The following is a 10,485-nucleotide window of genomic DNA, read 5'->3' on the forward strand; positions in this document are numbered from 1 at the left end:
CGCAGGACCGCGGCTTCCCGCTGCGCGTTGGCGCGAGGGAAGGGACACGAAGGGAAAATGGGGATGCGTCATCCCGGACGGGATGCGGATCGCCACTGTCCGCCATGTTCGGCGAGGCAGTGGCAGAGGGTTCTGCTGGACTAGCTCGCCGGATGGACCTGTCGCAATCGACTAGGGCTGTTGTCCAATGCAGGACTCCTGTGTGGGTTACAGAATGCGGGCGGCACCATAAGCCTGGAGGATAGGCGCGTCAAGTTAAGATTGGGTTTCATTCAGCTTGCGTTCGGCAAGGCCGGCGTAGCGCTTCGGGTTACACTGTGCGGCTTTCCCTCACCAGGCAGTGCCAAGCATGAGTGGTCGTTACGCCCTGTTCCGCTGGAATCCGTCGCTGGCGGCCCTGCCGGGCTTTCCGGCGGATTGGCGGGCGCACTGGAACATTTCTCCGGCGAACCAGGTGCTGATGGTTCGCGAGGACGCCGGTGCGCGCCGCGCCGACCTGGCGCGCTGGGGGCTGACCCCGGCCTGGCTCACCGACCTGTCGCGTACGCCCAGCCACGCGCGGGCGGAAACCCTCGCCGAGCAACCGATGTTCCGCGAGGCGTTCCAGCAGCGCCGCTGCCTGCTGCCGGCCAACGGCTTCTATGAATGGCGCGGGGTGCGCAAGCGTCCGTACTGGGTCTCCACCGGCGAGCGCCTGTTGTTCTTCGCCGGCATCTGGGAGGCCTATCCGGTGCAGGGACAGACCTGGCTCAGCGTGGCCCAGGTATCCCAGGCGGCCGCCGAGTTCCGCCGGCCACTGCTGCTCGACGAGGCCGAGCAGGATACCTGGCTGGCTCCGGACACGCCGCTGCCGGCGCTGATCAACCTGCTCGCCAAGCCCCAGCCGAATCTGCGCAGCGTGGCCCTGGCCGGCTTCGTCAACAAGCCTGAAACCGACGGGCCGGAGTGCCTGACCCCGGCCTGACGCTAGACCCTGAACTGATTCACCAGGCGCCGCTGCTGCTCGGCCAGGCGGGTCAGCTCGGCGCTGGCCTGCGAGGCCTCGTCGGCGCCGCCGGCCACCTGGTTGGCGACCTGGCCGATGTTGGCGACGTTGCGGTTGATGTCCTCGGCCACCGCGCTCTGCTCCTCGGCGGCGCTGGCGATCTGGGTGTTCATGTCGTTGATCACCGATACCGCCTGGGTGATCGACTCCAGCGCCTCGGCCGCCTGGCGCGCATGGCGCACGCTGTCGTCGGTGCGGTCCTGGCTGTCCTGCATGACCTTCACCACGTCGCGGGTGCCCTGCTGCAACTGCTGGATCATGCTCTGGATTTCTTCGGTGGCCTGCTGGGTCTTCTGCGCCAGGTTGCGTACCTCGTCGGCCACCACCGCGAAACCGCGACCCTGCTCGCCGGCGCGGGCGGCCTCGATGGCGGCGTTGAGGGCGAGCAGGTTGGTCTGCTCGGCGATACCGCGGATCGCCACCAGGATCGCGTTGATGTTTTCGCTGTCCTTGGCCAGGTTCTGCACCACGCCGACCGCGCGGCCGATCTCGCTGGCCAGGGCCTGGATCGCCGCCGAGCTGCTTTCGACGATTTGCTTGCCCTGGTGCGCGGCCTGGTCCGCGTGGTTGGCTGCCTCGGCGGCGTGGGTGGCGTTGCGCGCCACGTCCTGGGCGGTGGCGGTCATCTCGTGGACCGCGGTGGCCACCAGTTCGATCTCCGCCAGTTGCTGCTGCACGCCCTGGTTGGTACGGATGGCGATGTCGGCGGTGTGCTCCGAGGAGTCGCTGACCTTCTGCACCGATTGCACCACCTGGCCGATCATGTTCTGCAGCTTGCCGAGGAAGGTGTTGAAGCCCTTGGCGATGGAGCCCAGCTCGTCGGCGCGCTCGCTGCTCAGGCGGCGGGTGAGGTCGCCTTCGCCCTGGGCGATGTCGTCGAGCATACCGACCAGTTGGCGCAGCGGCCGGGCGATGCCGTAGCCGACCAGCCAGACCACCAGCAGGCCGAGGGCCGCTACCACCAGGCCGGCCAGGCTCATGCCGAGGATATCCTGCTGGCGCTGGTCGCTCAGCTCGCCCTGGAGTTGCTGCAGTTCGCCGAATACCGCCGCCTGGGGAATCTGCAGCATGAGGGTCCAGCGCACGCCGCTGTCGGCGATGGTGAAAGGCAGGAACAGCTCGATGTGACCGTGCTCGGCGTCGATGTCGTAGAGCGGCTGGTCGATCGTGAGGTTCTTCAGGTTGTCCACTTCGTTGCCGTCGAGGACGCTGCCGGCGGGCTCGCCGAGCTTGCTGTCGTCGCGGGTGTAGGCCACCAGGCGGCCGTTGCTGGCGATCAGCGCCATTTCCCCGGCGCCATCGTAGAGCTGCTGGTCGGCGCGCTTGAGCAGGTCCTGGATGAAGGCCAGCGAGAGGTCGGCGCCGACTGCGCCGCGGAACTGGTCGCCGACCATGATCGGCACGTTGAAGGACGACATCATCACGGTCTTGCCGCCCATTTCGTAGGGGGCCGGGTCGATGATGCAGGGACGCTTGTTCTCTTTCGGACAGGCGTAGAATTCGTTCTCGCGCACCCCGGTGGGCAGCAGCTTTTCGCTATCGATACTGTCGGTCATGGCCTCGACGATCGGCTTGCCGTCGGCGCCGCGATACCACCAGGGCAGGTAGCGACCATCCGGGCCGTAGCCCTTGCCGGGTTGCCCGGCGAAGGCGGCGTCGGTATCGAAGGCATTGGCTTCCCAGGCCATGAAGGTGTCGAGCAGCTTGGGGTTGTTCTGCACGGTGCTACGCAGCAGCGCGGAGATTTCGTCGCGGCTGGCGTTCAGCTGCGGCATGCCGTCGGCGCCCGGCTCGCCGAGCAGGCGGGTGCTGTTGGCCAGGCCGTGGACCACCGTCAGCGGATACTCCAGCTCGCGCTGGATCTGGCTGACCTGGGCGCGGGCCAGGGCCACCAGGCGCTCGTTGATGACCTTCTCCAGCAGGCCCTGGGTGCGTTGCTGCACCAGTTCCTGGGTTCGCGCGCCGGCGAACAGGGCATACAGCACCAACACCACGACGACGCTTAGAACGCTGGCGCCGGCGAGGGCGGCGACAGAAAACTGGATCGACTTGAGCTTCATGATGGGACTTCCGACCCTTGTTGGAATTGTCTCTGGCGAGGTTATCGGCAAGAGGGCGGCAAATCCTTAATCGGCCGATGGAGATTTCCTCGCCAACGGCTGTTGCCGGCGCTCGAGGCGCGGCCTACCATGCGCTCGGCCTTCAGAGGAGAACAAAGGACCATGGCTCATCCCTTCCGATTCGCCACCCTCGCCGGCGCGCTGCTGCTCGCCGGTTGCCAGGCAGTGAACACCACCAGCGGCGGCGCCGTCGGCGTCGACCGCAAGCAATACATGTTCAGCATGTTGTCCAGCCAGGAAGTCGACCAGATGTACGCCCAGTCGTACCAGAAGACTCTCGGCGAGGCGAAAAGCGCCGGCGTGCTCGATACCAGCAGTGCCGACGCGCGGCGAGTCAAGGCGATCGCCCAGCGGCTGATCCCGCAGACCGCCGCCTTCCGCCCGGACGCCACCAGCTGGAACTGGGAAGTCAACGTGGTGAAGAGCGACGAACTCAACGCCAACTGCGGTCCCGGCGGCAAGATCATTTTCTACACCGGGCTGATCGACAAGCTGAAGCTCACCGACGACGAGATCGCCGCGGTGATGGGCCACGAGATCGCTCACGCCCTGCGCGAGCATGGGCGCGAGGCCATGTCCAAGGCCTACGGCGTGCAGGTCGCCAGCCAGATCGGCGCCCTGGCCGGCCTCGGCCAGGAAAGCCTGCAACTGGCCAATACCGGCGTCGACTACCTGATGACCCTGCCCAACAGTCGTGCCAACGAGAACGAAGCCGACCTGATCGGTCTCGAGCTGGCCGCCCGCGCCGGCTACAACCCGGAAGCGGCGATCACCCTCTGGCAGAAGATGGGCAAGGCCAGCGGCGGTGCCAGCCAGCCCGAGTTCACCAGCACCCACCCCTCCGACAGTTCGCGGATGGCCAATCTCCAGGCCGCGATTCCCAAGGTGATGCCGCTGTACCAGCAGGCCAGGCGCGGCAAGTGAGGCCAGGGCGCGCGGTCGCGGGGGGCGGCCGGCGCGCCGACAGGCTTACCATCGGAAACGCCTGTTGTGTATTTCCGTAACCTGCTGTTTGGTATCTCGCCGGCGTTCGGCCTAGACTGCTGGCCGACCCGCTTGCGGGACCCGTGGACGAACAGCCACTCTCACGCCCTGGAGCTCATGTGAAATACGCCGTACTCGGAGCCACCGGCCTGCTGGGACATCACGCCGCGCGCGCCATCAGGGCCGCCGGTCACGATCTGGTGCTGATCCACCGTCCTTCTTCGCAGATCCAGCGTCTCGCCTATCTGGAGCCCGAGTGCCGGGTCGCCGAGATGCTCGACCACGCCGGCCTGGAACGCGCCCTGCGCGGCCTCGACGGGGTGATCTTCAGCGCCGGCTACTATCCTTCGCGGCCGCGCCGCTGGCAGGAGGAAGTGGCCAGCGCGCTGGGCCAGACCAACCCGTTCTATGCCGCCTGCCTGCAGGCCAGGGTGCCGCGCATCCTCTACGTCGGTTCGGCATATGCCATGCCCCGGCATCCCCAGGGACTACCGGGGCACGAGGGGTTGTTCTACGACAGCCTGCCGAGCGGCAAGAGTTCCTACGTGCTGTGCAAATGGGCGCTCGACGAGCAGGCCCGGGAGCAGGCGCGCAACGGCCTGCCGGTGGTGATCGGGATCCCCGGCATGGTACTCGGCGAACTGGACATCGGCCCGACCACCGGACGCGTGATCACCGCCATCGGCAATGGCGAGATGACCCACTACGTCGCCGGCCAGCGTAACGTCATCGATGCCGCCGAAGCCGGGCGCGGCCTGCTGATGGCCCTTGAGCGCGGGCGTATCGGCGAGCGCTACCTGCTGACCGGGCACAACCTGGAAATGGCCGACCTGACCCGGCGCATCGCCGAGCTGCTCGGCCAGCCTGCGCCGCAGCCGATGTCGATGGCCATGGCTCGCGCGCTGGCCACCCTGGGCCGCTTGCGCTACCGGGTCAGCGGCCAGTTGCCGCTGCTCGACGAAACCGCCATCGAGGTGATGGCTGGCGGGCAGTTCCTCGATGGACGCAAGGCCCGCGAGGAACTCGGCTTCTTCTCCACCACCGCCCTCGACGACACCCTGCTGCGCGCCATCGACTGGTTCCGCGACAACGGCTATTTCAACGCCTAGGACGGTTGGCTAGGGCAGCGCTTTTTCCGCAAAGGGCCGGGTCTGCAGTCCCAGCTGAGCGCGAAAGCTCTCCATGTCGAACATGGTGCACAGCTCCTGCAACTGGCCCTGCGGGTTGAACACCCAGAAGCCCATCGCGGAAATGCTCAGCACCTTGTCGCTGGCCGGATAGCCCAGGGTCGGCCGGACGATGGTGCCGATCAGCGTGCTCCAGGTGAACACCTTGCGTTCCTCGCCGATGCAGTCTTCGACCACGACCTCCAGGTCCGGCATCGCCGTGCGGATGTCCTGCAGCAGGCGGATATAGCCGGCGGTATCCAGGGGATGGCCGATGAACGAGCTTTTGTAGAGGAAATCCTTGCTGTGCAACTGCTCCACCAACGCCATGCGGCCCTTGTTCCAGGACAGCTCGATGTGATGGCGGGCGAGTCGTTTCAGGTCGTGTGAGGGCATCTCCGGCTCTCGTGGGCGAGTGGTGGGGCAGGCATCCGGTGCCTGCCTGAACTGTAGCCGTTCCTATGCATTTTGCATTGGCCGCCCAGCCATCCCGGGCCCGGCGGCGCAGTCCTTCAGAGCCAGCCGGTCAATTGCGCGGCGTGCCAGGCGGCGTACAGGCCAAGTGCGGCGAAGGCGGCCGCGGCCAGGCGGCGGATCAGGGTCAGCGGCAGCTTATCGGCGGCCAGGTTGCCGATCAGTACCACCGGTACGTTGGCGATCAGCATGCCCAGGGTGGTGCCGATCACCACCAGCCAGAAATGCGGATACTGGGCGGCCAGCATGACCGTGGCGACCTGGGTCTTGTCGCCCATCTCGGCGAGGAAGAACGCGATCAGGGTGGTGAGGAAGGGGCCGTATTTCTTCAGTCCGGACTCTTCGTCGTCGAGCTTGTCCGGTACCAGCGTCCACAGGGCGACGGCGATGAAGGAGGCGGCGAGGATCCAGCTGAGGGTGGCTTCCGAGAAGAAGCTGGCGACCCAGGCGCCCACCGCGCCGGCAGCGAAATGGTTGGCCAGGGTGGCGGCGACGATGCCGGCGATGATCGGCCACGGCTTGCGGAAACGCGCCGCGAGCAGGAGTGCCAGCAACTGGGTCTTGTCGCCGATTTCCGCGAGGGCAACGATCAGGGTGGGGACGAACAGCGATTCCATCAGGCTTCCTAAGGGGCGGGTCGACCAATCACCATGACACGCGCCATCTGCCCGCCCCGGGTCAGATCGTGCGTGTCATAGGTCTTGTCAAACCCTTGGCCTGTCTGGGCAGGCTTGGGTCGCGCGCGCCATGGTCTGCGGACCAAGTGTGTTGACGCGTGCCGGGCGAGGCCGGTGCGGCGCTCGCGGGAGACTACTCCCCTAGGACGGGGCGCATTCTGCCCAAGCCGGGCGGCTTGGGCAAGCCCGGGACGGAAACTTTCGTCCGGGAGGGCGGCGAGGGAGCCTGATCGCAAGGAAACGTGCCGGCATCCGCAGCGATCCGCGAGGAATCGCTGGGCGGCAGGGTGAATCAGGTATTGGTCGGGCTGACGTCCATTTCGTGGTAGCGAACGAAGCGCGCGCGCTTCTTCCAGCGGTATCCCAGCCAGATCGCCAGGAACAGCGGCAGGCTGATGTAGGTGGCGAGGAGGCCGATCCAGTCGATGCGTTCGCCCACCAGCGCCTGGTAGTTCTGCCCGAGGGTGATGACCATGCACAGGGCGAAGGCGAACAGCGGGCCGAAGGGGAACAGCTTGGCCCGGTAGGGCAGGTCTTCCAGGCGGCCGCCCTGGGCCAGGTAGCCCTTGCGGAAGCGATAATGGGAGATGGCGATGCCCAGCCAGGCGATGAAGCCGCACATGCCCGAGGTGTTCAGCAGCCATGTGTAGACGGTGCTGTCGCCGAAGGCCGAAGTGAGGAAGCACAGGGCGCCGACCAGGGTAGTGGCGTACAGCGCATTGCGTGGCACGCCGCTGCGCGAGACACGGGAGAACAGGCGCGGTGCCTTGCCCTCGAGGGCGAGGTTGTAGAGCATCCGGGTCGAGGCGTACATGCCGGAGTTGCCGGCGGAGAGGATCGCCGAGAGGATCACCGCGTTCATCACCCCGGCCGCCGCGGCGAAGCCGGCGCGCTCGAAGAGCAGGGTGAAGGGCGACACGCTGATGTCGCTGGCATCGTTCTTCAGCAGGTTCGGGTCGGTGTAGGGAATCAGCATGCCGATCACGAAGATCGCCAGGATGTAGAACATCAGGATGCGCCAGAACACCTGGCGAATGGCGATCGGGATGTTCTTCCGCGGATTTTCCGATTCACCGGCGGCGATGCCGATCAACTCGGTGCCCTGGAACGAGAAGCCGGCGATCATCGCCACCCCGACCATCGCCTGGAAGCCGCCGACGAAGGGCGCGTCGCCCATGGTGAAGTTGCTGAAGCCGGGCGACTCCACGCCATGCATGATGCCGAAGATGGTCGCCAGGCCGACGCCGATGAAGATCACCACCGTGACTACCTTGATCAGGGCGAACCAGAATTCGCTCTCGCCGAAGCCACGCGCGGAAATCACGTTGAGGCCGAACATGATGCCCAGGAAGATCGCGCTCCAGTAGATGCCCGGCACCTCGGGGAACCAGAAACTCATCACCAGTTGCGCCGCCACCAGTTCCGCGGCAATGGTCACCGCCCAGTTGTACCAGTAGTTCCAGCCGAGGGCGAAACCGAAGCCATCTTCGACGAACCGGCTGCCATAGGTGCAGAACGAGCCGGAAACGGGCATGTAGGCGGCCATCTCGCCGAGACTGGTCATGAGGAAGTACACCATCAGCCCGATCAGGGCGTAGGAAAGCAGCGCACCGCCGGGCCCGGCGGTGGCCACGGTGGCCCCGGAGGCGACGAACAGCCCGGTGCCGATGGAGCCGCCGATGGCGATCATGTTCAGGTGGCGCGGCTTGAGCACCCGCCGCAGTTGCTGGCCCTGGCTGGTGTTCAGGTCAGTCATCGGCGGCCTCCCGGCGGATGGTCACGGAAGGGGCTGGCTGCGGGCGTGCGGGCAGGGAGAGGAAAAGCTTCATTCACAGGGTTCCAGGCAGAAATCAGGAGCGACGGGCGGAGTAGATGCGGAAACCGTCGCCTTCGGCGAGTGTCCGGCAGGGGCCGAGGTGGCGTTCGATCAACGGCGGGTACTTCAGGAAGCTGTTGGCGACCAGGCGCAGTTCGCCGCCCGGCGCCAGGTGCTCGGCGGCGCGTTGCAGCAGGCGCTCGGAGGCCTGGTAGTCGGTGTGCACGCCCTGGTGGAAGGGCGGGTTGCTGACGATCGCGGCGAGTTCGCGCGGCGCGCCGTCGATGCCGTCGGCGGCGATCACTTCGCCGTCCAGGCCGTTGGCGGCGAGGGTCAGTCGGCTGCTCTCGACAGCGAAGGCGTCGACGTCGAGCAGAGTCAGGCGACTGGCGGGGTAGCGACGCTTGAGGACCGCCCCGAGTACGCCGGCACCGCAGCCGAAGTCCAGCAGATGGCCGCCGGGCAGGGCTTGCAGTTGCCCCAGCAGCAGCGCGCTGCCGCGATCCAGGCGGCCATGGCTGAACACCCCCGGCAGGCTCACCACCTGCAGCTCGCCATCGGCCAGCGGCAGGCTGTAGCGCTGGGCCAGGGCGTGCAGGTCGGGCTCGGCCGGCGCCTGTTCGATACGCACCTGCCAGAGCTGGCAATGCCGCGCGCTATCCAGTTTGCGGGGCTTGCCGTAGGCGGCCAACTGCTTGCTCGCGCGCTCGATCCCGCCGCGCTTTTCGCCGACCAGGAAGAGTTCGCCGCCGGGCAGGCGGGCGGCCAGGCTGGCCAGCAGGTAGTCGGTCAGTTCGCGGGACTTGGGCAGGAACAGAACGGCCGAAGTCCAGGCGCCGGTCGGCGCCCGCGTGTCGAAACGGCTACGGTCGGGGAAGCGGGCGTCCAGCTGCGCCTGCTCGCCGGCGTGCCAGCTCCAGCCCTGGGCCTGCGGTAGCTCGGCGAGCAGGTCGTCGGCGGGCAGGCCGGCCAGCAGCAGCGGGGTCGCGAAGAGGTGGCGCTGGCGCAGCAGCACTTCACTGCGAGGGTCCATGCGGGCTCCGGAAAAAATGGGAAATCTTAACAGGCTTGGGCCTGGCATACCCGCATGGATTGTCGGCGAGGATCGCCGTTCATCCGTGCGCGGTGCCCGCAGCGACGTATCAGCCGGCGTTGACTACCCGCAGGGCGCGCCCGGCCTTCCATGCCTCTGCGTTTTCCGCCAGTTGGCCGACGATGCGCTGCCGCGCCTCGCGACTGCCCCAGGCGTTATGGGGGGTGACGATCAGGCGCGGGATGTCGGGGGCCAGCAGCGGATTGCCGTTTCTCGGCGGCTCGACGCTGAGCACGTCGGTGGCGGCGCCGCCCAGGTGGCCGCCGCGCAGGGCGTCGGCCAGCGCCTGTTCGTCGACCAGGCCGCCACGGGCGGTATTGACCAGGAAGGCGCCAGGCTTCATCAGCGCCAGTTCGGCGGCGCCGAGCATCCCGCGGGTGTCCTCGGTCAGCGGGCAGTGCAGGGTCAGGGCGTCGACCCGTGGCAGGAGTTCGCCAAGCGGCAGGCGGTCCGCCCGGGCGGGCCGTCCTGGCAACTGACCGAGCAGCACGCGCATGCCGAACGCCTCCGCCAGCCGCGCCACCGCCCCGCCCAGTTCGCCATGGCCGAGCAGGCCGAGGGTCTTGCCTTCCAGTTCGACGATGGGGAAGTCCAGCAGGCAGAACTGGCTGGATTGCTGCCAGCGGCCGCTGCGTACCGCCTGCTGGTAGTCCGGCAGGCGCGTAGCCAGGGCCAGTAGCAGCGCGAGGGTGTGCTGGGCTACCGAGGGCGTGCCGTAGCCATGGCAGTTGGCGACGACGATACCGCGCTCGCGAGCGGCAGCGAGATCGATGTTGTTGGTGCCGGTAGCGCTGACCAGGATCAGTTCCAGCTCTGGGCAGGCGGCGATGCATTGCGCGTCGATCGGCGCCTTGTTGCTGATCGCGACCCGCGCACCGTGCAGCCGCGCGGCGACTTCCTGCGGTTGGCTGGCGGCATGCAGTTGCAGCTCGTCGAAGGCGGCGCGCAGGGGGCGCATGTCCAGGTCGCCGAGGTCGAGGGAGGCATGGTCGAGGAAAACGGCGCGCAGGGCATGGCTCATGGAAGGGGTTCCTTGGCGGCAGCGGACGGGGGCTGCCTAGCCTAGCAAACCCGCGTGCCAGGGAGGTCTTCCGGTTTTCTTGACAGTGA

General features: G+C 67.2%; 9 protein-coding genes and 1 riboswitch. Of the genes, 3 read left to right on the forward strand and 6 right to left on the reverse strand.

Annotated elements, in window-relative coordinates; all coding sequences use genetic code 11:
- Nucleotides 1-349: 349 nt before the first annotated feature.
- The gene (locus FOC67_RS01265; RefSeq protein WP_009316237.1) at nucleotides 350-964 is read left to right on the forward strand and encodes an SOS response-associated peptidase; all 615 of its coding nucleotides are present in this window, start codon (nucleotides 350-352) and stop codon (nucleotides 962-964) included.
- A gap of 2 nt (nucleotides 965-966) precedes the next feature.
- Here the strand turns inward: FOC67_RS01265 and FOC67_RS01270 are convergent, their stop codons facing one another.
- The gene (locus tag FOC67_RS01270; RefSeq protein WP_003135079.1) at nucleotides 967-3,105 is read right to left on the reverse strand and encodes a methyl-accepting chemotaxis protein; all 2,139 of its coding nucleotides are present in this window, start codon (nucleotides 3,103-3,105) and stop codon (nucleotides 967-969) included.
- 162 nt (nucleotides 3,106-3,267) lie between these two features.
- Here FOC67_RS01270 and FOC67_RS01275 point away from each other — a divergent pair, with 162 nt between their 5' ends.
- Both FOC67_RS01275 and FOC67_RS01280 read left to right on the forward strand, forming a co-directional pair.
- The gene (locus FOC67_RS01275) at nucleotides 3,268-4,089 is read left to right on the forward strand and encodes a M48 family metallopeptidase (protein WP_003094932.1); all 822 of its coding nucleotides are present in this window, start codon (nucleotides 3,268-3,270) and stop codon (nucleotides 4,087-4,089) included.
- Between the two features lie 143 nt (nucleotides 4,090-4,232).
- On the forward strand, nucleotides 4,233-5,258 hold the full coding sequence (locus FOC67_RS01280) for an NAD-dependent epimerase/dehydratase family protein (RefSeq protein WP_003121034.1): 1,026 nt from the start codon (nucleotides 4,233-4,235) through the stop codon (nucleotides 5,256-5,258).
- Nucleotides 5,259-5,267: 9 nt separating this feature from the next.
- Here the strand turns inward: FOC67_RS01280 and FOC67_RS01285 are convergent, their stop codons facing one another.
- From FOC67_RS01285 to FOC67_RS01305, 5 genes are all read right to left on the reverse strand, one after another.
- A complete protein-coding gene (locus FOC67_RS01285; protein ID WP_003094928.1) occupies nucleotides 5,268-5,711 on the reverse strand; it encodes a nuclear transport factor 2 family protein in 444 nt (147 codons plus the stop codon).
- 116 nt (nucleotides 5,712-5,827) lie between these two features.
- Entirely contained in the window at nucleotides 5,828-6,406 is a 579-nt protein-coding gene (locus FOC67_RS01290; protein WP_003094926.1) for a TMEM165/GDT1 family protein, read from the reverse strand.
- Nucleotides 6,407-6,496: 90 nt separating this feature from the next.
- Nucleotides 6,497-6,620: riboswitch (yybP-ykoY riboswitch) on the reverse strand.
- Nucleotides 6,621-6,758: 138 nt separating this feature from the next.
- The gene (locus FOC67_RS01295; RefSeq protein ID WP_003114709.1) at nucleotides 6,759-8,222 is read right to left on the reverse strand and encodes an amino acid permease; all 1,464 of its coding nucleotides are present in this window, start codon (nucleotides 8,220-8,222) and stop codon (nucleotides 6,759-6,761) included.
- Between the two features lie 94 nt (nucleotides 8,223-8,316).
- A complete protein-coding gene (locus FOC67_RS01300; protein ID WP_003141607.1) occupies nucleotides 8,317-9,315 on the reverse strand; it encodes a class I SAM-dependent methyltransferase in 999 nt (332 codons plus the stop codon).
- Between the two features lie 109 nt (nucleotides 9,316-9,424).
- A complete protein-coding gene (locus tag FOC67_RS01305; RefSeq protein ID WP_003094919.1) occupies nucleotides 9,425-10,396 on the reverse strand; it encodes a 2-hydroxyacid dehydrogenase in 972 nt (323 codons plus the stop codon).
- Nucleotides 10,397-10,485 lie beyond the last annotated feature (89 nt).

Source organism: Pseudomonas sp. FDAARGOS_761 (assembly GCF_013343155.1).
Lineage (GTDB): Bacteria > Pseudomonadota > Gammaproteobacteria > Pseudomonadales > Pseudomonadaceae > Pseudomonas > Pseudomonas aeruginosa.

Bases quoted from the DNA above. Each gene is read 5' to 3' on its own strand.
- FOC67_RS01290 (WP_003094926.1), bottom strand. From the start codon at position 6,406: ATGGAATCGCTGTTCGTCCCCACCCTGATCGTTGCCCTCGCGGAAATC.
- FOC67_RS01305 (WP_003094919.1), bottom strand. From the start codon at position 10,396: ATGAGCCATGCCCTGCGCGCCGTTTTCCTCGACCATGCCTCCCTCGAC.
- FOC67_RS01300 (WP_003141607.1), bottom strand. From the start codon at position 9,315: ATGGACCCTCGCAGTGAAGTGCTGCTGCGCCAGCGCCACCTCTTCGCG.
- FOC67_RS01285 (WP_003094928.1), bottom strand. From the start codon at position 5,711: ATGCCCTCACACGACCTGAAACGACTCGCCCGCCATCACATCGAGCTG.
- FOC67_RS01270 (WP_003135079.1), bottom strand. From the start codon at position 3,105: ATGAAGCTCAAGTCGATCCAGTTTTCTGTCGCCGCCCTCGCCGGCGCC.
- FOC67_RS01275 (WP_003094932.1), top strand. From the start codon at position 3,268: ATGGCTCATCCCTTCCGATTCGCCACCCTCGCCGGCGCGCTGCTGCTC.
- FOC67_RS01265 (WP_009316237.1), top strand. From the start codon at position 350: ATGAGTGGTCGTTACGCCCTGTTCCGCTGGAATCCGTCGCTGGCGGCC.
- FOC67_RS01295 (WP_003114709.1), bottom strand. From the start codon at position 8,222: ATGACTGACCTGAACACCAGCCAGGGCCAGCAACTGCGGCGGGTGCTC.